The organism is Scytonema sp. HK-05 (assembly GCF_963872035.1).
Taxonomy (GTDB): domain Bacteria; phylum Cyanobacteriota; class Cyanobacteriia; order Cyanobacteriales; family Nostocaceae; genus Kalymmatonema.
The window spans coordinates 21,974-48,628 of the sequence record NZ_CAWMYC010000130.1; the positions used below are offsets into that span (position 1 = coordinate 21,974).

General features: G+C 44.0%; 23 protein-coding genes. 10 read left to right on the plus strand and 13 right to left on the minus strand.

All coding sequences use genetic code 11. From position 1 onward, the window contains the following. Window positions 1–11 precede the first annotated feature (11 nt). Complete coding sequence (locus AACT52_RS28900; RefSeq protein ID WP_073634268.1) at window positions 12–584, minus strand: GNAT family N-acetyltransferase; 573 nt, start codon at window positions 582–584, stop codon at window positions 12–14. A gap of 140 nt (window positions 585–724) precedes the next feature. On the opposite strand from AACT52_RS28900, the gene bioB reads away from it, so the two are divergent. After that, window positions 725–1,735, plus strand: a complete 1,011-nt coding sequence (bioB, locus tag AACT52_RS28905) for a biotin synthase BioB (protein WP_073634269.1) — start codon at window positions 725–727, stop codon at window positions 1,733–1,735. 78 nt (window positions 1,736–1,813) lie between these two features. Here bioB and petL read toward each other — a convergent pair whose 3' ends face one another. Further along, a complete protein-coding gene (gene petL / locus AACT52_RS28910) occupies window positions 1,814–1,909 on the minus strand; it encodes a cytochrome b6-f complex subunit PetL (protein WP_073634270.1) in 96 nt (31 codons plus the stop codon). A 170-nt stretch (window positions 1,910–2,079) separates the two neighbouring features. Here petL and AACT52_RS28915 point away from each other — a divergent pair, with 170 nt between their 5' ends. The 3 genes from AACT52_RS28915 (at window position 2,080) to AACT52_RS28925 (ending at window position 4,689) form a co-directional block, all read left to right on the plus strand. After that, the gene (locus AACT52_RS28915; protein WP_073634271.1) at window positions 2,080–2,460 is read left to right on the plus strand and encodes a hypothetical protein; all 381 of its coding nucleotides are present in this window, start codon (window positions 2,080–2,082) and stop codon (window positions 2,458–2,460) included. Between the two features lie 186 nt (window positions 2,461–2,646). Next, a complete protein-coding gene (aroB, locus tag AACT52_RS28920) occupies window positions 2,647–3,741 on the plus strand; it encodes a 3-dehydroquinate synthase (RefSeq protein WP_073634272.1) in 1,095 nt (364 codons plus the stop codon). Between the two features lie 372 nt (window positions 3,742–4,113). After that, entirely contained in the window at window positions 4,114–4,689 is a 576-nt protein-coding gene (locus tag AACT52_RS28925) for a Uma2 family endonuclease (RefSeq protein ID WP_073634273.1), read from the plus strand. A gap of 10 nt (window positions 4,690–4,699) precedes the next feature. Here AACT52_RS28925 and AACT52_RS28930 read toward each other — a convergent pair whose 3' ends face one another. Next, the gene (locus tag AACT52_RS28930; RefSeq protein ID WP_073634274.1) at window positions 4,700–8,794 is read right to left on the minus strand and encodes a HEAT repeat domain-containing protein; all 4,095 of its coding nucleotides are present in this window, start codon (window positions 8,792–8,794) and stop codon (window positions 4,700–4,702) included. 160 nt (window positions 8,795–8,954) lie between these two features. Between AACT52_RS28930 and AACT52_RS28935 the strand changes: the two genes are divergently transcribed. Then, complete coding sequence (locus tag AACT52_RS28935) at window positions 8,955–9,149, plus strand: hypothetical protein (RefSeq protein WP_073634275.1); 195 nt, start codon at window positions 8,955–8,957, stop codon at window positions 9,147–9,149. A gap of 212 nt (window positions 9,150–9,361) precedes the next feature. Here AACT52_RS28935 and AACT52_RS28940 read toward each other — a convergent pair whose 3' ends face one another. The 6 genes from AACT52_RS28940 to AACT52_RS28965 form a co-directional block, all read right to left on the minus strand. Next, window positions 9,362–9,967, minus strand: a complete 606-nt coding sequence (locus AACT52_RS28940; protein WP_073634276.1) for an exopolysaccharide biosynthesis protein — start codon at window positions 9,965–9,967, stop codon at window positions 9,362–9,364. Window positions 9,968–10,032: 65 nt separating this feature from the next. Next, the gene (locus tag AACT52_RS28945) at window positions 10,033–10,911 is read right to left on the minus strand and encodes a lipid kinase (RefSeq protein WP_073634277.1); all 879 of its coding nucleotides are present in this window, start codon (window positions 10,909–10,911) and stop codon (window positions 10,033–10,035) included. 381 nt (window positions 10,912–11,292) lie between these two features. Then, complete coding sequence (locus AACT52_RS28950) at window positions 11,293–11,934, minus strand: Type 1 glutamine amidotransferase-like domain-containing protein (RefSeq protein ID WP_073634278.1); 642 nt, start codon at window positions 11,932–11,934, stop codon at window positions 11,293–11,295. Between the two features lie 44 nt (window positions 11,935–11,978). After that, complete coding sequence (locus AACT52_RS28955; RefSeq protein WP_073634279.1) at window positions 11,979–12,320, minus strand: cupin domain-containing protein; 342 nt, start codon at window positions 12,318–12,320, stop codon at window positions 11,979–11,981. Beyond that, window positions 12,317–15,211: a glycerol-3-phosphate acyltransferase gene (locus AACT52_RS28960; RefSeq protein ID WP_073634280.1), complete on the minus strand. Its 2,895-nt coding sequence runs from the start codon at window positions 15,209–15,211 to the stop codon at window positions 12,317–12,319. Before AACT52_RS28960 ends, AACT52_RS28955 begins: the two co-directional genes overlap by 4 nt. A gap of 305 nt (window positions 15,212–15,516) precedes the next feature. Next, entirely contained in the window at window positions 15,517–15,657 is a 141-nt protein-coding gene (locus AACT52_RS28965) for a hypothetical protein (protein WP_041039318.1), read from the minus strand. A gap of 255 nt (window positions 15,658–15,912) precedes the next feature. On the opposite strand from AACT52_RS28965, the gene AACT52_RS28970 reads away from it, so the two are divergent. Both AACT52_RS28970 and AACT52_RS28975 read left to right on the plus strand, forming a co-directional pair. Beyond that, a complete protein-coding gene (locus AACT52_RS28970) occupies window positions 15,913–16,863 on the plus strand; it encodes an SGNH/GDSL hydrolase family protein (RefSeq protein ID WP_073634281.1) in 951 nt (316 codons plus the stop codon). A 132-nt stretch (window positions 16,864–16,995) separates the two neighbouring features. Further along, on the plus strand, window positions 16,996–17,751 hold the full coding sequence (locus AACT52_RS28975) for a pentapeptide repeat-containing protein (protein ID WP_073634282.1): 756 nt from the start codon (window positions 16,996–16,998) through the stop codon (window positions 17,749–17,751). Between the two features lie 358 nt (window positions 17,752–18,109). On the opposite strand, the gene tnpA is transcribed toward AACT52_RS28975, so the two are convergent. After that, entirely contained in the window at window positions 18,110–18,523 is a 414-nt protein-coding gene (gene tnpA, locus AACT52_RS28980) for an IS200/IS605 family transposase (protein ID WP_073634283.1), read from the minus strand. 67 nt (window positions 18,524–18,590) lie between these two features. Between tnpA and AACT52_RS28985 the strand changes: the two genes are divergently transcribed. After that, window positions 18,591–20,075 carry an RNA-guided endonuclease InsQ/TnpB family protein gene (locus AACT52_RS28985; protein ID WP_198941010.1) on the plus strand — a complete coding sequence of 495 codons (1,485 nt, stop codon included), beginning with the start codon at window positions 18,591–18,593 and terminating at the stop codon, window positions 20,073–20,075. Between the two features lie 299 nt (window positions 20,076–20,374). Continuing rightward, entirely contained in the window at window positions 20,375–20,920 is a 546-nt protein-coding gene (locus AACT52_RS28990; protein WP_073634284.1) for a pentapeptide repeat-containing protein, read from the plus strand. Between the two features lie 105 nt (window positions 20,921–21,025). Here AACT52_RS28990 and AACT52_RS28995 read toward each other — a convergent pair whose 3' ends face one another. Continuing rightward, window positions 21,026–21,280, minus strand: a complete 255-nt coding sequence (locus AACT52_RS28995) for a hypothetical protein (RefSeq protein ID WP_073634285.1) — start codon at window positions 21,278–21,280, stop codon at window positions 21,026–21,028. A 485-nt stretch (window positions 21,281–21,765) separates the two neighbouring features. Between AACT52_RS28995 and AACT52_RS29000 the strand changes: the two genes are divergently transcribed. After that, the gene (locus tag AACT52_RS29000) at window positions 21,766–23,346 is read left to right on the plus strand and encodes an FAD-dependent oxidoreductase (RefSeq protein ID WP_073634286.1); all 1,581 of its coding nucleotides are present in this window, start codon (window positions 21,766–21,768) and stop codon (window positions 23,344–23,346) included. 323 nt (window positions 23,347–23,669) lie between these two features. On the opposite strand, the gene AACT52_RS29010 is transcribed toward AACT52_RS29000, so the two are convergent. Next, on the minus strand, window positions 23,670–24,488 hold the full coding sequence (locus tag AACT52_RS29010; RefSeq protein ID WP_073634287.1) for an alpha/beta hydrolase: 819 nt from the start codon (window positions 24,486–24,488) through the stop codon (window positions 23,670–23,672). 139 nt (window positions 24,489–24,627) lie between these two features. Further along, complete coding sequence (gene shc, locus AACT52_RS29015; protein ID WP_073634295.1) at window positions 24,628–26,547, minus strand: squalene--hopene cyclase; 1,920 nt, start codon at window positions 26,545–26,547, stop codon at window positions 24,628–24,630. Window positions 26,548–26,655 lie beyond the last annotated feature (108 nt).

Consider the following 26,655-nt stretch of genomic DNA (forward strand, 5'->3'; position numbering starts at 1 on the left):
TGTGTAAAAGCTTACGGGTTTGTCTGCCAGTTAGGATTCGTGATACTTGTAAGGATGTGGTCTTGCCATTTCCCATTAATGAATAGATAGTCCCTGGCATACCCTTCTACGACAAATCCTAACCTTTTCAGTACATTGCCGCTGCGCTGGTTGTGAGGCATATAATTTGCCATGATTCGGTGCATGTTTAATTCTTGAAATACATAGTGAACACCTGCTTGCAGTGCTTCTGTCATATAACCTTTTCCTTGTTCAGCTTCTGCAAGACCGTATCCTACATTACAGTACTGTGCGGCTCTTCTGACAAAATTAGTAAAGTTGATAAGTCCAATAATTATTTCTTGTTTATTTTTAGGAAAAATAAATAATCTTAATGATATATCGTTAATAAATTCTAAATAGTTATTTTCTAACTGATTTTGCCAATACTCTCGAGTGAAAAAGTTATCAGACCAAGGAGGAGAGAATGGAGTAAGATATGTTTTGTTTTCCGTATAAAATTTCAGGATTGCCGGGATATCCTCCTGAGTTGCTAGTCTTAATAACAACCGTTTTGTTGTAATATTGGGCAGTTGCAATTCCATAGATCATTGAATATTTGTTCCAAAGGCTATTAGCCACCCTTCATAATTTAGCAGCAGTGAGGCTTACTGTATTACCAACATCGGTTAGTTAACACTTCAGGAAGAGCTAAAATTATGCAAAAACCTTACAAAGGATAGAGATGTCAGTAGTAATACGGTACAATTGGCAAGAATCAGAAATACGCGAGATACATGATACACCATTCCTAGACCTTGTTTATCAAGCTGCTAGCGTGCATCGCCAATTCCATGACTCAAGAAAAATACAGGTCTGTAAGCTGATATCTATCAAAACAGGGGGTTGTCCAGAGGATTGTAGCTACTGTGCCCAGTCCTCCCGCTACAAAACAGAGGTGAAGGCACAAGCCCTCCTAGAAAAAGAAACAGTCGTGAGTATTGCCCAACAAGCCAAAGAAAGTGGTGTGAGTCGTGTATGCATGGGCGCTGCTTGGCGAGAGGTGCGCGATAACTCCCAATTTGAGCAAGTGTTGGAAATGGTTAAAGAGGTGACAGCATTGGGATTAGAGGTTTGCTGCACCTTGGGTATGCTGACTCAAACACAGGCGCAGCGTTTGGAAGAAGCAGGGCTTTACGCCTACAATCATAATTTAGATACCTCCCAGGACTACTACAGCACTATCATTACAACCAGGACTTACGGCGATCGCCTCAACACCATTAACAATGTCCGGCAAACAAATGTGACTGTATGTTCCGGTGGTATACTCGGCTTAGGCGAAACTGTGGATGACCGCGTGTCTATGTTGCACACTCTAGCAAGCCTGCATCCACATCCAGAGTCGGTGCCTATCAATATTCTCTCACAAGTTGAAGGCACACCCCTAGAAAATCAGCCTGATGTCCCCATTTGGGATGTGGTGCGAATGATTGCCACAGCGCGTATTTTAATGCCTGCATCTGATGTTCGTCTTAGCGCAGGTAGAGCTAGACTTTCACAGGTAGAACAGACTTTATGCTTCTTGGCGGGAGCAAATTCCATCTTCTCCAGTGACAATGGGCATATGTTAACCGTTACCACTCCCTGCCCAGGATACAATACTGACCAGGAAATGCTGAATTTGCTTGGTCTAGAGGTGCGTTCTCCTTTCGTAAATCAACACAAAGCCTCTAGAGAAGTCGTGGTTGGATGATAACTTTGCGCAAAGCCGCCCAGACGCTCAAGAAAACTTTGCGCCTCTGCGCCTTTGCGCGAGACTCCAAAAAATCAGTTAGATGATTTTAGCAGCACGCAAACCGAAAAGCAACCCAACAGCAATACCGAAGAATAGAGCCAAGAAGGCTATGTAAGCTATGACACCAAACATTGAAGTTTCTCCATAATCGTTTATAAATATTATTGAATCATTTACAGAAGATACGCTCAATAAAAATATTTCTTGAAGCTTTCTTGAGTTCCCCTCTAAGAAGGTGAGACTTATAGTTAGAATAATCAATATTTCTTGTGATTATAACAATAGAATAGCTCCTTAAGACTATGAAATACGCTTTTATTGCTAGCGCTTTGCTAGTTCTTGGTGGGTTAGGGTTTGAAACAGGGATTGTTGCCGCCCAAACAGTCAAGAAACCGTCCACCAAATCCATGACACCACAAACGACGGTCGCTACTTTCCAAACACCAAACTACAGTGTGAGGGTTTTTCGCCAAGGAACCCAAACACGGATGAATGTCTTTGATAAGAAAACAAACAAGCTGCAGTTGAACGCTGCCCCTGTTCAAGTTCAAAATTCAGATCAACAGACAAGTTATACCTCATCTCAGGGTGAACGGCAATTCCGCATCTCTGTTGACCAAGCTGGTAACAGATCAGTTGAGATTAACGGTCCTGGTGAGGTGATTCAGGAGACTACGAATTAATTTGGGTGAGGGTGTAAGTGGAAAGAAAGATAAATCTTATCGCTAACACCCTACGGGTGCAAGGTCGCCACGCTCCTACCCCGTGAACCCAGCCTTGAAAAGTTCAACCAAAAAGCGTCTTGTATGCGGGAATAGGCAGTGCTAATGCTGTAGAATACAGCCGTCGGGCGCTTGCAAAGGGATTTGGTGATGGCTTCTATTAACGTAAATTTACCACAACAGTCTTATGAGATTGCGATCGCGCCAGGGGGCATAGATCAACTGGGCGAGATGATGAGCAATCTGAAGCTGGGCAAAAAAGTCCTGCTGGTTTCTAACCCGACAATTTTTAAGCATTATGGCGAAAGGGCAGTTGCATCTTTGGAAGCGGCTGGCTTTGAAGTTGCAAGTTGCACTCTCCCACCGGGTGAACGCTACAAAACCCTGAGTTCTGTGCAGAAAATCTACGATACTGCGCTCTTAAACCGCATAGAACGTTCCTCAACTATGGTAGCTTTAGGGGGAGGAGTCATTGGGGATATGACTGGCTTTGCCGCTGCGACTTGGTTGCGAGGCATTAACGTGGTACAAGTGCCAACCTCACTTTTAGCGATGGTGGATTCGGCAATTGGTGGCAAAACTGGCGTCAATCATCCTCAAGGCAAAAACTTGATTGGCGCATTCCACCAGCCGCGCTTGGTTTTAATTGACCCAGAAGTGCTGAAAACTCTACCTATGCGCGAGTTTCGTGCTGGAATGGCAGAAGTGATTAAGTACGGCGTGATTTGGGATGCCGAATTGTTTGCCGAGATGGAAGCCAGCAAACGCTTGGATCAACTCCGTTACGTCAAGCCAGAATTGATAGAAAGCATATTAAGGCGCTCTTGTCAAGCGAAAGCTGATGTCGTGGGCAAAGATGAGAAAGAAGCTGGGCTGCGGGCAATTCTCAACTACGGTCATACCATTGGGCATGCAGTGGAAAGCTTGACGGGTTATAAAGTCGTCAATCATGGTGAAGCAGTCGCCATTGGTATGGTAGCAGCAGGGCAGATTGCTGTGGAACTGGGAATGTGGCAAAAGGAAGAGACAGAACGTCAAGACGCCCTGATTCAAAAAGCGGGTTTACCGACGAAGTTACCAGATGGGGTAGATATTGAAGCAATTATTGAGTCTTTGCAACTCGATAAGAAAGTCAAAGCCGGTAAAGTAAGGTTTATTCTGCCAACGCAAATTGGTGTGGTGACGATTACTGACGAAGTACCATCGGATACCATTCGACAGGTGTTGCGGGGGATACAATGACCTCACCGGACTGAATGATTCTCAAGCAAGCAGCGCAACGCTTACGCCCGCCTGAGATTTCAATCTCAGGCTTATAGCTTAAGTCCACTCAAGTGGACTGAAATCGATATCGTCAATAGGGTTTGAAACAGGTTTAGTCCTCTGTACGCGCAGCGTTCCCGAAGGGTAGAGGACTTTCGCTACTTGCTGCGGGAACCTCTGGCGGTGGTTGGCATCGGTGCAATATAGCGGTTATCAGTTGAGTGCAATACATCAAGAAATAAGAACCACAGATGGACACAGATGGACACAGATAAATAATTACTTGATCCAAACGAGAAGTGCTATATACTACCCAATTACAATTAAATTAGCCCCCAGCTAATCTGCGCCATGATACTTCAGGCAAACAATCAACTGACCTTGCAACAGTTCTTGAATCTTCCCCCAGGCGAGGGAGATATCACTTACGAACTGGTTGATGGTCAGGCAATTCCAAAGATGTCACCCAAGTTTTTTCACTCCAAGCTTACCCGCGTTCTTCTCTATCTAATTGAGCAATGGTGTGAGGGACGGGGAGAAGTCTACCCAGAGTGGGCAATTACGCTAACTCGTCGGGGGCGAGATTGGGTGCCGACACCCGACGTATTGTACATTTCTTATGAACGTTTACCCGCCAACTGGGATGAAGACGAAGCTTGCCCTGTTCCCCCCGATTTGGTAATTGAGATAATTTCGCCAGGACAAACGTTTGGACAAATGGCTGCTAAAGCAAAAGATTATTTAGACGCTAAGGTGCAGCGGGTTTGGGTAGTAGATAGTAAAGCTAGAAGCATTACCGTTTTTTACCCAGATGCAGCACCCCAGACTTATATAGGAGAGGAATTACTCACAGATTCCCTGTTTGAGGGACTGGAATTTACTGCTGAACAGGTGTTTCAAAAGGCCAAAATACCATTAGATGCTTAGGAATTAAATATTAAATATCTCGTAGCCACTGTACCAAATCTTCAATTGTTTGGCTGGGTGTGAAGAATTTTACGGGAATGTCGTCTTTGGTTTCGTGGTTGATGACAGAAATTGCCCCATCAAATTTACTGATATCGTTGAGGAATGCTTGGCTCAAACCTTGCGATGTTGACCCCTTGCCTTCGTAAAATACCAAAACCACCCGCTTGTTGCTTTCTAGTAAGTCCCAATAGGTTTGCAGTTCCGCCATTGTCTTCGGCGTGCCATCTTCGCACTTGGGACAGCCACCTTTGACCATTTCAGTGTAAATTTTAGCGGCGGGGTTATGCGGATTGATGAATTTGCTGGTGTCGATGCAGATTAGGTGGATGGTTTGGTTGAGTTGGGGGTTGTTGGCGATCTGCTGAAAGCAGCAGCGCTTCGCTATCGCACTTTGAAGGCTTTGGGGTAAGTTAGCTTGGCTGAGGGTTTGACTTGAGGGAGTATTTGTATTTCCTACTCCTTCTTGCTGATGCCAAGCTTGGTAGAATTCTGGGTAGGGCATATTTTGGGCGCAGTGCCAGAGGACTTCAACGCAATGCTTGTAGCGCTCAAAGTCGTTTTCGTAAGTCTCTTCTGATAAAGTATCTTTTAAAGCGATGACAACTGTTGGCATCTGATCCTCTGTCAAAATCTTCTGTAAGCTCTTTGTTGCTTCGCTATAAGTAGATTCATTCTTGGAGTTTCTGATTAACTTAACTAGGGCATCAACAGCTTTTAGGTTGCCTGAGCCAAATTTTCCTACATTTCTTAGTACTGAACTAAATAAAAAAATCTTCTGACGGTTATTGATTAACTCAACTAGGGTATCAATGACTATTGGATTACCTGAGTCAATTTTTCCTAAACTTTCTACTGCTGAGCGACGGAGATTTTCATCCTGAGAATTGTTGATTAACTCAACTAGCGCATCAATAGCTTTTTGATTACCTGAGCCTATTTCACCTAAAATTGTTATTGCTGACCATTGAATATTTATATCCTGACAGTTGTTGATTAATTCCACCAGCGCATCAACAGCTTCTATTTGGTTATCAGAGTTAATTTTTCTTAAAATGCTTTTTGCAAATTTGTATTCTTCTTCATCCTGAGATTTCCTTTTTAACTTAATTAGATAATCACTTATTCTTGTAATATCGTAAATTATTGGTGCTGAAAATTTTTGCTCACTGTTATTTTGTGATAAAATAACTTGAACTAAACTACGGATATCCTCATCAGGAGAGTGATTGGATAAATCTACTAATGCAGCTACAGCTTTTGGATTTATAGTGCCAATCTCTCCTAAAGTAAATAGTGCTGTTTCACGAATTTCTTTATCAGGAGAGTGATTGGATAAATCTACTAATGCAGCTACAGCTTTTGGATTTATAGTGCCAATCTCTCCTAAACTAAACAGTGCTGTTTCACGAATTTCTTTATCTTGAGAAGACTTACTTAAATCAAATAGAGTATTAAATGCTCTTTGATTCGTATTGCCAATTTCTCCTAAAAAGGAGATCGCCATTTTACAAATTTCTTTATCTTTATAGTCGTTAATTAAGTCTACTAGGACACCAACGGCTTGCGGGTTGCCAGGGTCGATTGTTCCTATACATAATGCTGATATAATGCGAGTATATTCATCTTGAGAGTTGTTCATTAACTCTACTAGAGCTGCAATAGCTTCTTGGTTGCGAAAGTAAATTTTTCTTAATATTTTTTCTTTTGCAACACTAAATTCATTTGGATATTCTCTGATTGAATCCAATAAAGCAGAAAGAACTTCCGGGTAGTTTGCACCATTTTGAGCCAAGTGATTAGCAACTTCCCAGCAGAGATATTCCCTCTCTGACTGCTGAATTAGTTGCACCAGAGCAGCAGTTTTCCTTTGAATATCTGTTTGTTTCAGGGCTATCTTAGCTGTATCTGCAATTTCTTTGAAGCAAGATAGCCACTGCTGTTTTTCACTATCGAAATAACCAAAGCCCCACTTAACAATTTGCGCCACTATTTCATCGGCTTTGGGATAATTCTTATACTCTGCTATCCCAGCCCCCACAAGGAAATAGGTTCGATACCAATAAAACTTCCCACACCCATCATCGAATTCCACCAACGCCTTGATAAACTCTTCCTTGTGTTTATCTGGCACTTCATCTTTATCACGCCCCAACCACAGCAAAATCACCTCTTTCCACTGCGTCTCAAAAATGCGGTATGCCTTATATTTCCCTGGATGATCTTTATCTTCAACAGGTCTATCTTTGTGTTCACGGGGTAAGAAAAAATCCCAATCATCAACCGCCAGCGCCGCGAAATATTCCTGAAATGTGGGATGGTAGAAAGCGTAAACTTTCTCTTTAGTTACTGATTCCGCAGCAAGTCCAATCTCATTCAGCCATCCCAACTGTAGCGCCCACCAAAATAAGGAACCCCGCTGTTTTGGATCGCCCAGTTCTTCACGTACAAACTTATGCCGTAGCCGAAACCGGAACGCTTCAGAGTCAATTGCCCGCTTTGCCAAGCGTCCCAGCGCCGCGTTTAATTCCTCCTGCTGCTGTTGTGTCGTGGGGAAGCGGTTTTCTTTCCAGATGTAGAATGTTTCAACAAACTGCTGGTAGAGTCCTGCCTTGGTATCTGGCAATCCGGAAGATCCCCCCCTAACCCCCCCTTGAAAAGGGGGGGGACTTTCTGAAACCCCCCGATCTTCAGCGGGCAAGGGGGGATCGTAAGTACTACACAACAGCGCTAACCGCAGGGGATTTTTAACTAAATCTTGTATACGCTGACGTTCAGGCTGATCTAACTCAACCCATAACCTTTCTCCCTTCTGACTCCGCCTCTCTGCATTGCGGAGACTCTCTAGGGGGGTGAGGTTCCGAGGCTGAAACCACTTTTCGATAAACTCTTTCACCTGTTGTGGATAGTCAAAGTCCAGCAGCCGATACGTCTCGAAGTTTTCCAAAGCGTTGAGATTCGCTTCCCAAACATTCAACCGACAAGTCAGCACTACCCGCGCTTTAGCCACCCAACCTTGTAACTGAGATGCTATAGCCTGTAAAGGCGCGATATGTCCCGTTGCTATCTCATCCACCCCATCCAGCAACAGCCACACGCACCCAGATTCATATTGATTGGTAAAGTCAGTTTTAATGCCTTGTGTCAAACGTGTCTCAGGAATCGCAGTTTCCAGCCATTTTTGCAAAAGATACTTCTTAAAATCTTCCAAATTTCCATCTTGGTGCTGCAAGTCTGCCAAAGAAATCCAAATTGGCAAACCGAGATTTTTGTCTAATATCCAAAACGCTATAGCTTGCAGTAGGGTAGTTTTTCCCGCACCCGGTTCTCCAATCAAGGCGATGCGTTTGCCTTTGGTTTTGCCAACGCCTTTTTCCAGAACTTGCGCCAAAAAATCCTCGTGCTTAAACCGCTGCTTTTCCTCGTACCCACTTGGTTGTAAGAGTTGGGAGCCTTGTTCTGGTGAAACATCCCCACTGCGCCTGTCGGGTTTGGTACGCTGCATCAGTGCTAGGGGAACATGAATGTCGTCTAGCTCAAACTTCATGTCCTCATCAGCAAATAGCAGCTCATTTGTGGTGAGGCGCTTGTGCTTTTCCAACATAGTGCGGCAAACATCTCGCCAGTCAAATTTATCAGATTTGTTGAAATTCGCCTTTAATGCTTTAGATTTCTCTGGTCTACTGCTTTCCCACGCCTGCTCAAACTGTTTCAGGTTCTTTTCCTTGTCTTTTGACCACAGCGTCAGCGTGAAGTGCCACGTATCAACACCCTGAGTTTTCGTGCGGTTGTCCTCCAGAATCTTCAAGAAGTCTTTCAGCAGATTCAGCGCTTCTCGAATTTGCGGTTTGGTTAACTTGCCATCATATTTATCTTTCGCTGTCAGCCACTCTAAAACTACCAGAGTTGTCTGGACAATCAGCTTGGGGTTGGCGCTGTCTTCCGCTTTCCACTTGCACTCAATGTCAAAGCTGTCATCAAATTCCCCATTGACGAAATCAAGCAAAGCCTCCAACAGGCGCTTCACCCGCGTTTTCACCTGAGGACCTTTAGTAGTTCGCGGCATGGCAGTGTAAAAAGTTTACCAAAAAGTTTGGGGCTACCCCAAATTTGGTATACCACCCCAAACTCATTTAATCCCGATTGTAGCCAGATTTTCCTAGCCTTGATTGCGTATGCCACCCCAAAGAGAGGCTGTATCCAGCAACTGATTCAGGTAGTACGAAATGAAAGTGAAGCGTCAAAACTTTGTTGGGAAAATCATCACTGTGTTGTTAATTATCCAAACAATACTTATTGGCATACAAAGCAAAAACCACATTCAGCAAGGAGACTCCACAATAGAGGTTCTTATCTGGATGATTAACCAGTATATTCCAGTACTTAAACGAGTGCGCGGTCTGGAGGATAAGCAAAAATAGTCTCCTCCTTTCCCCCTGCTTTTTTGAATTTTTCCGGAATCAGAGATATTCATCGCGGATAAAGAGATGGTAGATGCACCCTAATTGCCGCCCTCAGTCTGTGGCTGAGGGTTTTTTTTATAAATAATGTAGGTATGCAAAACAATTCAAATGAAAAATTAAAATTTACTTTCACCTTTTCCATATGACAATTTACACCTAATCTCAACAAATTATTGGAAAACTTGTGGCAATAAACTGGGAGCCATCCACAAAGCATAAATGATGAATCCAAATAGGAAACTCGTCAAAACGGTGAAAACGTAGCCAACGCACATCAATAAACCATCAGATTCTATAGTGGCTACTGCCAAGAGTAATATTCCCACTGGAGGGATAGGATTGGTAAGAGGAATTGGTAAAATTAGCAAGATTGCTAACCAAGAAATACAAAGACCGTTTAATCGCCAAGTAAAAGGATTCTCTGCTATTTTTGCCAATCGGGGACGGGTAATTTTTTCTAATATTTTGGTTACTTTTTGTAGGTGACTTAAAATTATCTGGGTAAACCCACGGGGAAATTTATATGTAGCAATTTTTTTAGGAAGCCAAGGCGATCGCCTCCCCAAAGCCATCTGTATTGACAATATCAAACAAGCACCACCAAATGGTCCAGTTAACCCAGGTGGGACAGGAAACAAAAATGGCAAAACCAATAATACTATTACCAAGCTAAAACCACGTTCTGAGGTTTCTGCTAGAACATCGCCAAGACTTAGTGGCTGTTGACCTAACCTTTGCAGCAGGAACTTAATATCTTGGGAAAATTTTAGATGCATTGTAATTATGAATTATGAATTATGAATTCTCTTCTTTTTTAACTTACTTACTTATTCATCATTCATTATTCATTTGATGGTACTAACACGCTTAAAGCATTGGGGATCACGCGGAAGTGAGCAGGAGTGTAGGTTGTAATTTCACCATCTGTATTGATAGGGCGCGGTTTGCGTGTATAAACTTCAATTTCTTGACCACTAAAGGCGCGAACACTCTGCGAATGAATGTGTCGTCCTTGTCGCATGGCAGGTAATAAGGGAATAATTTGCCACCAGCGTTCAATTTCCAAACTGTACAGATCCAACCTTTGATCATCAATGGTGGCATCAGGAACCACTGCCATCCCACCGCCGTAATATCGACCATTACCTACGGCAATTTGTACCGTTTTCACTCTTATTGATTGGTTATTCGTACGAATTTCTGCGCTAAAAGGTCGAGATTCCCAAATGACTTGCAATGCTGTGATCAGGTAAGCCAATATTCCCCAACGACGCTTGGCTTTTTTAGTCAGTCGCTGGGTAATTTTCACACTTAGCCCACAGCTTGCTACGTTGAAAAAGTGTTTACCATTCACTAACCCCAAATCAATGCGTCGTACCTCACCGTTGGCAATAATTTTACAGGCGTCGGGGAGAGAGTTAGGAATTCCCAGAGTCCTAGCTAAGTCATTGGCGGTTCCTAAAGGTAGAATACCTAGTGTTAACTGCGTTTCTACCAAAGCATCTACAGCAGCATTGAGAGTGCCATCGCCACCACCAACGATCACTAAGTCAACTTCGTGCTGGTGACGTTTGATGACTTCATAAAGGTGCTGTGGTTGTTCAGTGGACTCCTCAATCAAATTCAAGCCCAGTTCCTCAAGCAAGCGTTTTACCTCAGGTAAGCGCTTTTGTGCTTGGCGGGCATGATGATTGACTAACAGCAGTGCGCGGTGTTTCATTGGCTGTATTGTTGGTAGTACATACCTCGAATTATCTATTTCTGGTATACACCCTGCTGGGAATTTCCTCTATAATTATTCTGTTTCTGTAATGTAAACTCTTAATCTTAAAATATTTTCACGCTAATTGTGTTCTGACTCTAGATATAAATTTCTACTAATTCACTAAATTTTTATAGATTTGCAAATAGATTTCTGGCTTCTTGGATATCCTAAAAAGTTTTAAACTCCAGGATGATTGCTGCTATGGTTAAGATTGCTCTTAATAAGCAGGTGGGTGTTGGAAGCCTCCAGTCATTTGAGTAAATTGTTGGGCGATCGCGACTCAGTTCCATCTCTTTCCAGCGCTTCTTAATAAGGGGTACAGCCGTAGAGCATAACTCATGCGCTTGTCGGTGTCACAGTTACAACATTGCCAACCAACGTAACCGTTTCACCAACGACTACAATCCCATCCCCATCATGACAGCCGTATAGCACTCGTTGCTGGTGGTTGGCATATGCCTGCATACGGGCATACTCCTCTGGTGTATCCTGTATATGCGGCACAAACGCAAAGTCCACTAAACCTAATCCCTGATAGGTGGTAAGGGGTGGATACGGCGTATCACCACACAGCCGCGCCGAGGCTATCTCCGGTGTCATTATAATTGCCCCAGCCGAAATGCCAATTAACACGCCTTGATGGAGAGCATAGTGCTGCAGCCGCTGCATCAAACCGCGTTGCTGCAGCCAGTACAAGAAGTAATACGTATTACCGCCAGATAAATGAATCGCATCACAGGCAAACAACGGATCGAGAAGGTCTGTTTTGTATTCCACATCGAGTTCAACGTAGAGCGCTTCGAGACCATACTGCTGATAGTACTGTTGTTTTGCCCTAAAGTACTGACGTTTTGGATCGCTTGACGACGAAATATAGCCAATACGTGCGGCGTTAGTGCCTAATAGTTTCAGCAGGTACGAATCCACCTGCTGATTTGCTGCGATAACTTGATCGCTGTACAGCACCAATTTTCGCATAAGGCAATGGCTGAAACGATTGATGAACTGTGGGATAACTATGCTTATTTTTCAACTCGTAATCCAAAATAAGTGAGAACCAACTCAGTTGCACCATTATTAACAACTTCATGAACTTCTCCTGGTTCAACCGCCACACAACTCCCTGGTATCAAGGGGTATTCTTTACCATCAATGTGAATCACACCAGAACCAGACTCAACAAAAAAAACCTCGCACATATCTTGATGGGCGTGGGCTGGTGCTGTGTGTCCAGGGGCAAAACGTGACTGAGAAAAGTTAGTCAGGTGAGGCAAATCGCCAAAACGCAGCATCACCTTTTTTTTAATTTCAGGATTATGAGAAACTGGCTCTTCAGCCAAGTCATTTAGGGAAGTGAGTTTCATTCTGGTCGTAAATCGGGTCTTAAGTCGTTAGATATTTCCACAATACCCCTATACCCATCAATTCGCACTCTCTGACCATCCTGCAATATCCATGTAGCACTTTTAACATCCATAATAGCGGGAATCCCATACTCGCGAGCTATGATTGCTCCGTGAGAAAGCCGTCCACCAGCCTCAGCAATGAGTCCTCCAGCCCTGACAAGTATAGGTGCCCAACCAGAATCTGTGTAAGGTACGACCAGAATGGTGTCTCGGTCAATATCTGGTACTGACTGTAAATTTCGCAACACTTTGACCCGTCCTTCCGCTTGTCCAGGACTGGCGGGAATGCCTTGTAATACCTGATCAGGTGAGGGGATTTCAGTTCGGAAAGGCAATGCGGGAGGATTGTTGCCGTAGACTAAAAGGGGTACAGGGTTAAGCTGACTATCTTGTGCAAGTTGTGTGCGCCTCAATTCCACCAAATCCTGCAACTGTTCGACAAAATCTGGCTCAAAACTTTCAACAAGACGCCGCACTTCCTCAAGCTCCAAGAAAAATATATCTCCTGGCTGCTCAAGTAAGCCCGACTTTAACCAAATCCCCTCCAACGCCACAAAACACCAGCGCAACTCAGCTAAGAGTCGCGAATAAACTTCAGTCACTTGTCCCTTAAGATTCACACGCCTTTGGACAAACCCTCTCTTCCTCTTACCTTGGCGTTCTTGGCGCTTTGGCGGTTCGTTTGTCTGCATAAACTGCACAAACAACTGCTTAACCGCTTGTGGTTCTTCTTTCCAGGTGGAAACAGCAATATCAGTTCCTACTTCACTCAAATAACCGTAACGCTGAAGCAACTTGCCAAACTTTTCCAGAATTTCTTGCCCTTCGGGAGTTTGCGCCAACTGCTCAAACACTTCTTTCTCTGGGTCAAACTCAGGTAAAACTTGCCTTGAAGAAGCGGCTAAATCTTGAATCTCTCGCAACGCCGCTACCTCTGGGGTCCGACTGTTATCAATCTCCCCATCTTTTAGCCGAAAAATTGCTTGCCGCAACGCCGCGCTCAACGGAGCTAATATACTGTAGTACGTTGCACGCCGAAGTAACTCCAGAATGTAGTCAACTCTTGTCAACAGCCTTGCTGGATCAAGGTCTTCTACCAATTCCTGACTCAAGTGAGATAAAGCCGGAACAAACCGCCTGCGATTATCCCACTGAAAATCCATTGTTAAACAAAACTCACGCACAAGCAAACGCAGCAGTCCAGGGAAATTCCGCAACGTAGTATCCAAGGGAGGCTTACTCATTTTTGCTCCCCTAGTTAAAAACTCCAAACTTTCAGGTGGTAAACCCATGCGGCGGAAAATCTCTCCTAAGAGGGATGCATTAAAGTAGGCTCTAGAATAGTGCAGTGTGGCCGTTTGATTAAAGTCCAAACCAACGGCGCGTTCACCCAGCACCAAAGCAAAAATTCCTCCCCAAACCCCACAAGTTAAGGGACGATTAATCGACCAAGTTAACGGGCGAATGATTCCGGGGATTACCTCTGCGGCAATTTTGCGGGTCCAAATGGGCAGTAGGGTGGTTACGGGTCGAGTTTGCAATACCCAAAGCGTTTGACCGTCGTATGTCCACTCGATATCTTGAGGAATACCGTGGTAACGTTCTTCCAAATGGCGAGATATGTACGCCACTTGCTTGATTAATGTTGCGGGTATGTTCCCCTGTCCCTCTAATTGTATGGAAGTGAAATTATCTGTCTCGACGACATAGGCGCGATATTGTTCGGGCGTGACTCGTCCGGAAACAACAGCAGTCGCGTTTCCTGGCAAAGCTTCTATAACTACGGCATCACCTTGCTTGGTAATGGGATCGCGAGTAAAAGCAACGCCAGAATAAACTCCTTGGACTTGTTGTTGAATCAGGACCGCCATTGCTGCATCGAATAACCCGCGATCGCTTCGGTACTGTACTGCTCTTTGACTATCGTAGGAAGCTCGACAGCGGGCGATCGCTTCTCGTAACTTCTGTTTACTGGTCACATTTAAAACCGTTTCATACTGCCCCGCTGCGGAAGCTTGTTCCGTGTCTTCTCCAATTGCGGAGGAACGCACCACAAGCGGCAATAACTCTGAAGGCTGAAGCATTTCTATCAATGGTTCAGGGTCATCGTACAAACCAATGATCCACCCCTTTGGCACGGAATAACCCCATCGCTTAATTTCGGCTAATCTCGCTGCCTTTTGTCCCACAAAAGCCGCATCCAACTCGTCATCTAGAGTCAGAATGTCTTGAGCGCCGCGAAAAAATTTAAACGCTGCTTGTGACTCTGGTTGTGCTTCTTCAACAGAAAGATTCAGGTCATCAGGAATTTGTTTGTAAATCCAGCCAAGTAACACAGCAAGCGCAACAGCAGCTATGATTCTGGCTGGATCTTCATTATGCAGGAGCGCTACAATCAGTGGGAATAAAACTAAAACTCCAAATTTTGCGAGTTGCCTAGAACGCAAAATCGTGAAACTAGCGCTTGCCATCAACAATACAAACACTGCCGCGAGTGGATCGTGTACGGTAAATCCCCAGACTACGTTAGTCGTGCCGGCTCCTCGACCTGCTGAGTATCGACCTACGACTAAACCAATCAGAGCAACCAGTTCCCAAGCAGATTCGTGTCCAAAAAAAGCACGGGTGAGTAAGACTGCGGCAATGCCCTTAATCGCTTCAGAGCAAACTGCCAGAATTCCAACTAACGTCCCGCCGTGGTAAAAAGCAGATGAAACACTGATGTTGCCTGTACCAATTTGTGCTAGCTGCCGCCCTGTCATGGCTTGAGTGATCCAAGCAATTAGTGGTATGGCACCCAAGAGAGGGCAGACAATAAAAACAATTACAATACCCCAGAGTTCAAGCATTTTTGCTTTTGGATTTTAGATTTATTTTGAATCTAAAATCTCAAATCTTATAAATCTAAAAATTCTTTTTAATCGTAATTCTAGTATCATCAGAGACACCTGGCTGTGACGGAGACCGTCCTAGCCAGTGTCCTACCCTACTTGCTCTATTATGCTTTCTGAGCTTTTGGGTACTAAATAAAACTTATGGTCTGTGTCATATCCCAGGCGAACACTCAAAGCTCATGAAAAAGCTTAAGGTTTTACTTAGAATGACATTTTTTGATCTTATCTAGTTCCCGGAATTCCGGATGTCCATAATCCAATTAGTGAACTGCATAGGCTGCTTGCAGCGCCCAAATGATCAGTGCAAGAATTGACCCTAAAAGCAGCACAGAGGAGATGGTGACTACTTTGGGGGAATCAGCGCCTTCAAATTTCATGATGCCACGGTTTAAGTCGGACATAGCTTTGTCATCCTCCTTTGTTAGAGTGCTAGTCAGCCCGTCTTGATTTTAGTCTTTTCGTTCGCATTCAACACAAACTTATTAATAACATTTTGTTTAAGCTTTGCAACATTTGCATCGCTCTAAGTACTTATACCAAGAGATACATTGGCTTTAATACAATTAAATATCCGAAATTTCCTGTACAAAACGGTATAAGTTAAACAGGTAAAATTGTAATATTTATTTACAAAAATTTACGAGAGGTTTTTGACGGTGAAAGTGGTACTGGTGATCAGTTTGGTGGTCGTTATGGGATTGTTTGTGGTGATAGAGGTGGGATTGCGATCGCTCTTTGGGTTTGGCAATCCCCTAACATACATTCGGGATGAGCAGATTGGTTATTTGTTAGCCCCTAACCAACGTACCCGTCGCTTTGGTCATCGCATTGAGATTAATGAATATTCGATGCGAAGTGAGCCGATACAAAAGACACCTTCGCCTTCTACCTTACGAGTACTACTTTTGGGAGATTCTATTGTTAATGGTGGCTGGTGGACAGACCAGGATGATACGATTTCTAGCTTGCTGAGTAGCTCCTTAAGCGACTCTGTTGCTAATAACTTTCAACAAGTAGAAGTGCTGAATGCTTCAGCCAACTCTTGGGGACCAAGAAATGAATTAGCCTACTTACAGAAGTTTGGCAGTTTCAACGCTCAAGCAGTCGTGCTACTGATTAATACCGATGATTTATTTGCTACGGCTCCCACCGCTTTACCCGTAGGACGCGATCGCAACTATCCAGACAAGAAACCGCCTTTAGCATTGGTGGAAGTTCTCCAACGTTATGTGTTAAAGCAAACGCCGATACCAGAACTAGAAGCAGTGCAAAATGAAGGCGGCGATAGAGTTGGTTTGAATCTAGAAGCAATTGGCAAAATCCAAGCGCTGACGCGTCAAGCCAACAGCCAATTCCTTCTCGTCATGACTCCCTTACTACGAGAAATTGGTCAAAGAGGACCCCGCGATTACGAAATCAAAGCACGTGAGCGGTTGAGTAAATTTTCTCAAGCGCAGCAAATAACTTATGTAGATTTTTTGCCAATATTTAACTCAAACCAAGACCCTAAAGCCTTGTATCACGACCACATCCACCTTAACTTGCAGGGGAATGAGTTGGTGAGTCAGGTGATCGAGCGATCGCTCCTTGTACTAGGGCAAAAATAACCAATTGGGGGGTTCATCCTCTACTAGTAATTTTTTTCTAAAACAAAATAATAACGAATGATAGATATGGCGCAAGCTAAATATCTCGTAGAGTCATAGAGGAATATATCTTAAGTTGGTCAAAGTTGCGCTATGGCTGAAGAATCTTTCCCAGAACTTCAAAATTTGAAGGTGCGCGTTGACAAAGCAAAAACTGAGAACTTGTCTGCTGAAGACTTTGCAGGAGCAGATTTGGGCGGCGCAAACCTCAGCGGTATTAACCTATTCAATGCCAACTTGAGTGGTGCTAATCTCAACGATGCCAACCTTGACGGAACCAATCTCAGCAATGCCAAGCTTGGTGGTGCAGATCTGGGCGGCGCAAACCTCAGCGGTACCAATTTCGGCGGCGCAAATCTGAGTGGTGCTAACCTAATCGGGGCAAACCTCAGTGGTGCTAACCTCAGCCTTGCCAACCTGAGTGGGGCAAACCTCAGTGGTGCTAACCTGAGTGGGGCAAACCTCACCGGGGCATATCTCAGCCTTGCCAACCTCAGCAAAGCCGACCTTAATAGTGCTGATCTGAGTGGGGCAAACCTTGCTAGAACTGACCTTAAAGGTGCCGACCTCAGAAGTGCTAACCTCAGCCTTGCCAATCTTGACGGTACCAACCTCAGCGGAGCTAATCTCAATGGTGCAAATCTTAGCGGTATTAAGCTCACTGGGGCTAACCTCAGCGGTGCTAACCTCAGCGATGCCAACCTCAAACTTTCTAACCTTAACGGTGCTAACCTCAGTAATACTGACCTCCGCAGCGCCAACCTCAGCGATGCTTATCTGAATCTTGCTAACCTTTACGGTGCCAAAATTAACGATTCAACAAAACTTGATCACAAGAATCTAGGTTAAAACTTCTTAAGGTCTATTTACGAATAAGTAGGTAGGCACAATTAAATTTAAAATCTCGCTTCCATTCCTCTACAGCAGCGAGAGGAGAGGCTGTAACTCCCCCAACGCTTACAAGGGTTGGGGGCTGGGGGCTTAGGTTTATCTTATATTTTTTCATGCCCACCTACTTAGTCGCCGAGTTTCCAATCACTGCAAACCCAGTAAAACTTCAGGAATTCTTTCTCCCGCATGAACTGGGATCATCAACTCCTGACCATCTAATGGTTGTTTCTATCAAAGCATAGTGGGAGCGCGAGAACCCCTACTCTTCAGAGAGGGACGGGATGCGCGACCCAAAGGGCTTTAGCCCTGTGTTTCTCTATTTCCCTCGTTGATTTTCAATGTACTTTTTAACTACCTCAGTGCTGACCTGACCTGTTGACGCGACAAAATAAGTCGGAGTCCACAAAGCAGGTAGTTTTTTTAATTCGGGAAATTCTTTTCTCAGGTGGTGAGAAGCTCTTCCTTTAACCCACATGGCAATTTTGGATGGAGCTTCATCTGTTGGAGCGTTGATGAACATATGTACATGGTCTGGTTGAATCTCCAGAGCAATTAACCGCCAGTTATGTTCTTGTACCAATTCAAATATGATTTCCTGTAGCCTTCTTGCCACATCACTAACTAGTACTGGTCTTCGGCGTTTTGGTACAAATACAAAATGATAGTTAATTGAAGACACAGAATTCTCGGTTCTCCTGTACTCATGGTCTTCTTTAGATAGTTTTGCCATCTTCCCGAATGTCTGTTGACGTTAATTGTAGTAGCAATGATAATCAACAACAGAAGGTGATGACAAAATGTACAGAACAATACCAGTCAAAGCAAAATTTATTGATGAAGAGAAAGCATTTTGGGTTAACCAGTGTGAACACGCTAATAGTCTTATTAATTCAGCGATTTACCACACTCGACAAACCCATTACAACAAGCTAGAACAACAACAAGATGCGTTCACAACTTATTGGCGTGGTGACGAATTACTAAGGAATTGGAAAACCTATAAATGCGGTACGACCTACCCAGAACTAGATAAAGTTCTTAAGGACAATCCACACTACAAAGCAATGGCTGCACAGTCAGCACAGCAAACACTTAAGACAGTAGGCGAATCCATAATCAGTTACAACGGGTTGGTTAACGCCTACTACAAAGGTGAAGTCGATAGACCGTCACTACCAAAATACAGAAAACGTGGTGGTCTTGCTTCGGTAACGTTTCCACGTCAAGCGCTCAATTACAAAGATGGTTGTTTTCACCCGTCAATCAGTCGTGAGACAAAACCACACTTGCTTACAAATATTGCATTGCAGTTGCCTGAATTTATTGATTCAGACTGGGTAAAAGAGGTGACAGTGCGTCCTTATCTTGGTGAGTTGTGGATTGATTGGGTGATTGATGATGGCAAGGAACCAATTAGCAATCATCCTAGCCTTGATTACACTCAGGCTTGGTCATTTGATCACGGTGGAACTAATTGGCTAACAGGTGTTTCAACACGTGGCAGAAGCCTTATCATTGACGGTCGCAAGTTAAAGGCAATGAACCAAGGCTATTGTCGTCTTGTAGCAAAGTACAAGCAAGGGAAATCGGATTTCTACTGGGCGGGGGTCTTACACGAAGAAAATGAACCAGCCTTACTAGAACGCGTACCCGACTACGAAGACAGATCAACAAAACAAAGGCTGGTTCATTTTCTAGGGGACAATGCGTCGGATTCTAACCTAGACCGAGTCCAGCGCAAGCGAAACAACCAAATGCGTGATGCAATTAACAAAGCAGCACGATTCATCGTTAATCAGTGCCTTAACGACCGAATAGGTAATCTAGTTATAGGTTGGAACGAGGGACAAAAAAACGGTTCCAATATGGGTAAACGCAATAATCAAAACTTTGTGGTGATTCCCACAGGACGATTAATTGAACGACTTAAGCAACTTTGCTTAGAATACGGAATTATTTTAACAATTACTGAAGAGGCGTACACATCCAAAGCGTCATTTCTTGACGGTGATTCTTTGCCTAAGCATGGTGAAAAACCCGTGGGGTGGAAAGCATCGGGCGATAGAGTGAAACGTGGATTGTATAAAAGTCGTGATGGTCACTTCATAAATGCAGATTGTAATGGTAGTGCAAACATCATGAGAAAAGTAGCCGCACAGCTAGGTTTAAATCTAGTCGAGGTGGTTAGGGGAGCTTTGACACTCCCACAACGGTTTGATTTGTTTACACGATTAAATAAATCATATCGTAGACGCTGCGTAGCGTGTCTTCAGACCGCGTAGCAGCAACGTCTAAGAATCCCCTTGCTTCTAGCGAGGGGAGATGTCAATCCTCAGTTCATGATGTATGGTGCTAGTCGTAAGCTAAGTGTAAATAATCATTTCTTCATGAATTAATATATATATTTCCGTTAAGGAAATGCTCAAAAAAATAGAAGCTCTTGCAAAATGAAAATAATATTCCAAGCAATAGTTAAAAATCTAGTTGCTAGCAACTAAAAGATAGTCTTCGGTGTGGTTTGGGTAGAACGCAACTTATAAATAGACTTTTTGACCTGTCAACACATTGCGAGGCGGATAATATGGACATTAATCAGCTCCTGAGTCGATATGCAGCAGGAGAACGGGATTTTAATGGAGCAAATTTGCATCAAGCTAACCTTAGTGATACTGACTTAAGTGGCGCAAATTTTGGTGGAGCAGATTTAAGTGGAGCTAATCTCAGTCAAGCAAATTTGAGTGGATGTGATTTAAGTCGCGCCAACCTTACAGATGCAGATTTAAGTGGCGCAAACCTCACAGATGCTAACTTGAGTGAGGTCAACTTGATTGGCGCAGATCTGATGAATGTCAACCTAGAGAGAACAAACCTCAGTCGCGCAGATTTGCGGACTGCAAATTTAGTTCGGGCAAATCTAGTTGGGGCAAACCTCAGTGAAGCAGAACTCTGTGGTACTGATTTAAGTGGAGCCAAACTTCGTCAGGCAAATTTGATTGGTAGCAACTTGAATGAAGCAGAGCTCAGTGGCGCTGATTTCACAGGAGCAACCATAACCGAATACGAAATAAGTGAAGCGATACATACAACCATATCCCACAGATGGGTAACTTGGGCTGGTGGTTGCTAAAGAGTGTGAGATTAAGAATGCACAGACAAGTCCTTTTTGTCTGTGCAAAACACATGCTAAATGGAACAAGTGAAAAGTTGAAAACCCACAAATAGATTAATGAGTTTATTTCATGAGTTCAGCAATATCTATAAACTCTATTTGAGCTATTGGTTTATGAATTTTGTACTGTTCAACTGGGTTTTTCATCACGGCGATTACTGTTTCAAGAGGTGGACAACCTGACTCAGTACACTGTAATTGACTTAGAGAAATAGGAATTTCCTTATCAAGTTTTAAAGCTTGATAAATCCACTCCTTGACTTGCCTAATTTGTTCTGTATTTGCCTTTTGTGTTTGTCTGCCAAATGAAAAATTCATCTTTTTAGTTTTTAGAGTTGCTTTTTTAAGTTACATCTGGTGAATGCAGCTTCTTCTCCTTTGTGTGGTATAGCCAAACAGGATTTTGCTATGTCACACTTGTGGCGTTGCTCTTTGAGTCCTTGGCGATCGCTTCTGAATCAGTCCCACCCCGCGCCTGGAGTGGGCTTTCTGCTTTCATCCCTGTAACCAACTATACGGTCTTTAATGATAATAGTTATCATTTAAAAAATCAGCTGACGCATATCATATTTAACTGGCAGAAAGCTTGCTGGCAGGATAATTCCGGGAATAGGCTTTCCCAATTGTGAATTTGAATCGCTTACAATTTGGGGACAGTACACAAGTGATACAGTAGTGCTGGCGTTTCAGTGATTTAAACAGTACCCGTAAGGGTTAATCAACAGTACTGCTTCATTTCTGGAATAACAAACACTTAGATTGTTGATTTTATTAAGAAAATTAAGAGTCAAGCACAAAACACTATGTCTCCAGTCAGGGTTGATTCGACAGTTCACACGTACGACATTATTTGCTTCGGGGACGAAGTTCCTGGTGTTCTCGCCCTAGTTTGTGGAGCAAGGGAATACTACCGCCAGACGAAGCAGTACCCACGGACTTTGCTACTGTTTAAGGGAAATTCTAAATCAGGCATCGGCGGTCATTTGGTGCGCGGTGGGTTGTCTTATCTTGACCGTTCTGCGGTTCCCTCTGCCATTCGCCAATCTCGTCGTTTGGACACTTTTGGTGATCCACCCGCCATCTACAAGGAATTTTTGCAAAAATCAGGAGTAGCGCTCATTGCTCTCGATCCAGCTAAGGCTGATGCTGCTTTACGACAGATGTTGAGTGAGGTGGGTGCAGATATTATTGGTGATATTGAAATTAAGTCCGTTATCAAAGAAGGGCAGAAAATTGCTGGTATTAAACTGACTAACGATGAAACTTATTTAGGCAAACAGTTTATTGACTCCACTGTAAACGCTGAATTGGCGCAAGCGGCTGGAGTAAAAAAACTTAAGGGGTTTGAGACTTTTGGCTTACCTAACTCGGAACTGGCAGTGACCCTGGTATTTGAAACTCAAGGGCTAAGTATTGATAAACTCAAAAATGTGGAGTATCAATATCTTAAACGCTTCACCAAAGTAGCAGATACTGAAGCTCAGAAATGGTTAAATAGTGCCGCAGGTGAAGATCGAGCAAGAGCAGATGAACTCAGGAAAGACCTCGTTGATTCTCAAGGCAATTTGAAAACGATGTACGTAGGGCAAGACTACATCGACGTTCGCAGCAAAGCCCTTTCTATCGCTTACCACGCTTTTCGGGGTACTCCTCTGTCGTTTGAGTCTAGTAGTGCCATCCTTGACAACGGTAACGTAGCAATTTTGTCTGGGGGGCGGTTGTCTTGGAATGCATTATTGTTTGGAGTCAATGCTGATCAAGCGGAAGCGTTAGCACGCGCGAAAGCCAAGCCGACACCAGAAATGCTCAAGGAAATGCTGTTTGTGAAAAAGTGGTTTGAAAGCATTGGCGCTAGTCAGGTGAAGCCCGCAGAAGAACTGTATATTCGCCATGCAGGCAATATTGTGGGAGCTGTTGACCCCCTTAGTGGCTCTGAAATGCTATCGGGCGGCGTGCCAGACTCTCAAGCTTTAGGAACCTTTGGTTACCATTTTGATATCCGTGGTGGAATCAAAGGTCTAGATACAAGAGCTGCTACGAAAGGTTTTAACAATCTGGCATTTAACCCGCCCCTGTTCAACATCGGCTTTCAGCACGCCCTGGTGAAAAGTGTACCCAACTTGGCAGTTATCAGTCCAGCTTCTGGATTTGTTGGCTATGCTTCTTCTGCTGGGAGAATTGTGGAATTCAATTGTGGTGTTGGGCAGGGAGTAGGAATTGCAGCGGGAATGGCGATCGCTCAACAGCGTAACCTTGCCGATACTTCCAACACACAGGTGCGAACCATCTTGGCACAAACAGGACGGCTACCTCAAATCTATGGTACGAGCAATGTATTACTAGCGAGTCAGCTAGGGGATTTTGAGAATCAGATGATTGCTTAAACTCGCCCTAAAATACGCTGTACTCTACCTCAACAAACGGAGTATTGGTCAATACCGTGTATTCTGTTGTTTTCAGTTCAACCAATGGTGATTGTGTCCTCCCCAGAAAATGTGCGATTGCCCAAAAGGCAGTGCGCTACGAGTGCAATCGCTCTTTCGTTCCATTCCTCTCAATCATCACCAAAATTGCGGAAGACCCAGAATTAATTGCAACCAGCCTGCAATCATTCGCTTCGACCACGATGAATTGCAACTAGCTTAAACGCCTTTATTACAGCTTGCTACACGTAGGTTTCGGGTTCCTTGCTATTGGCGGGCGAAAATTATGATGCAGAACCGGAAAGGAAGCTTTCAATTGCGTCTGCGACTTCCTGCGTGACTTCGATGGAAGGCAGATGGCTCTTCGATCTCGATCTATAAATGTGGTACCAGTGATGTTTGTTTGCAAAAACTTGTTGTGCTTCAAGATACTTGGTGTCATCCGGTTGGGAATAAAGGTTCTTCATTTGCGTTGGCGAGTAAATATTGAGCACTGTTGGAGCTGGAGCAAGCGTCTCAAGAAGGCGCAAAGGACTGCCAAATTCTCTGTATGACCTGGCTATTTCTCGACCTGCGCGCGACCACATGTCGAAGTCGTAATTCGTCATAAACTCATGGAAGGGTTTGGCGAGGTTAGGATCACCTAACGACCAACCGATGAATAGTGCGTCACGCGCACTTTGCCATTGATCAGGCTTTTGCATCTTATCCAAGGTCTCAAAGAACAGCTGAGGCGGTTCAATAATGATCCACTCGAGAAAGACCATCTTTGGAACCCGATGAACTAATTTACGCCTTAGTTCAATCGCTATCCATCCAGCGTGTGCTACCGAGACTGTAACGAATTCATTTATGCCAAGTGAATCTACAAGCTTAATAGTTTCACGGATCATATCTTCAGTGCCAAAGTCTCCCTCTGGACGCTGTGATTCGTTATGTCCCAGTAAATCGACATTGATAACTCTTCGTTTTTTGCTTTCAACTTCCGCAAGTGCTGCTAGAATACCCCGATCAGCACACCATCCTGGAAACAAGAGTAAGGCTGGTTCGCCTGTTCCTATGTCGTCGAAGGCAAGTTTTGATTTTCCAGTTAGCTTATCCATACATACCCCCAATGTGACAGTTACGTAACTCCTGTATAAGTAATTAAAAAAACTTGATATTACTCAGAAGTTGAGAAAATGTGAACCTTCATAACCCCTCCCCATTTGTGGGGAGGGTTTTGAGGTAGGCTACTTTTAGTTATCGCAAAAAGTTTGATATCGCTTGATACCTACCCAAAGCTAATAGCGGAAAATACTGTTGATAGAGGTGATATTTGAGATAAAAATGACTAGGAAAGCCAGTCCCTGTAAATTCTGACTCGTCCCAAGTGCCATCTGAACGCTGAGTTTCCAAAAGGTAGCCAATTCCCCGCTCAAGGGCAACTTTCGCAAACTTGCCAGTTGCTTGACCTGCTGCTATTAAACCTAGTATTGCCCAAGCCGTTTGAGAGGCAGTACTGGGTCCTTGTCCTTTGAGAGTTGGGTCATCGTAGCTGCGACAAGTCTCGCCCCAGCCACCATCTGAGTTTTGACATCCGACTAACCAAGCAGCACCTCGTTCTATACTCAGTCGTGTCTTTTCTGGAGCAATTAAAGACAGGGCGCAAAGAACTTCACTTGTGCCATAAATGTAATTCACTCCCCAACGACCAAACCAGCAACCCTCAGTTTCTTGCTCGGCTTTGAGATAGCTCATTGCCCGCTCCAGGTTGCCTGTATCAATGAAGAGATTGCACTCACCCAGCATTTCTAACACCCGAGCGGTGACATCAGCTGTGTTCGGATCAATCATGGCTTTGAGGTCACCATAAGGTATTTGGTTGATCCAATCCTGATCATTGTCCATATCAAATGCTGCCCAACCACCAGGCTGACACTGCATCGAAGCAATCCAGTTCACAGCACGAGCGATCGCCGCTTGCTTCAATTTTTCGTTGGGCAATTTCACTCCATTAAGAGCCATCACGACGACAGCTGTGTCGTCTACATCTGGATAAAAGCGGTTGTCAAACTCAAACGCCCAAGCTCCTGGTTTTCCTTGTCGATTTTTAACAGCCCAATCACCGTAATCCAGAATCTGCTTACTCAACAACCATTCTCCAGCTTTAACCACAGCAGGATGATCAGGAGCCAAGCCAGAATCTACTAAAGCTCGCATTGCCCAAGCAGTATCCCATACAGGGGAAATACAAGGCTGTATTCTATAGGTATCGGCAGTTTCAATCGCAAAATTGTCAACTGCCCGTAGTCCTCGTTCTACAATCGGGTCGGCTGCGTCATAATCCAAAGCTCGCAAAGCTAGTAGCGAATTTAACATAGCGGGAATAATTCCGCCCCAATCGCCCGTTGCTTCTTGCCGTTCTAAAATCCAGCGTTCTGCAGCTTGAATACCTTCTTCACGGAAAGGAACAAGATTCAGGGTTTCTGCTAACTTAAAGGTTTCGTCTAGGGTAATAAATAAATCTGTCCAATCGCCTTTGCGAGGCAACTCATAGCGAACATGCTCAACACCTTCAGCATACAGTTCGTCCAAGTTGATGGCTGGATCAGTCAGAAAAACAGGTTTGCGGTCAATGACAATCAGCAGCGGAACAGTGCTTGACCTTGCCCAGCTAGACATTTCATAGATGTTAAACAAAAAATTTGAGGGCAACAACATCACCCAAGGTGGTAGAGAAGGAATGCCGCGCCAGTTGTAACATCCAATGAGAGCTAGGTGTAACTTGGTAAAAATGCGAGTTTTACTGATACCACCGCGTTCTAGGATGAACTTCCGCGCCTTGACCATTGCCGGGTCTGTTTGTGAGACACCAAGCAGCTTCAGCGCCATGTATGCTTCCACCGAGGTACTTAGCTCTCCTCCATCCCCGTAGAAAAGTTCCCAACCTCCGTGATCCCGTTGTTGAGAACGCAGATATGCTTCAACTTTATGCAACGGTCTTTCTCGGTCTGTGCCCCAAATTTTATGGAGGAGGACAACCTCCGCAGTGATGGTGACATTGGATTCTAACTCCGCCCACCAGTATCCATCAGGATATTGAATAGAAAGAAGATAGTTTTGACTGGCGGCGATCGCGTCTTTTACACGGGAAACTGCCACTTTGTCTTGAATTTGCATTGTTTTCCGTTGCTCCTCAACCACATATGTCTGCTTCTTTTTGGTTATGTACAGGAAAATTCTTTCCCTGTCATAAGGTGACATTGTAATGTGTTTTCTAAGTGGAAA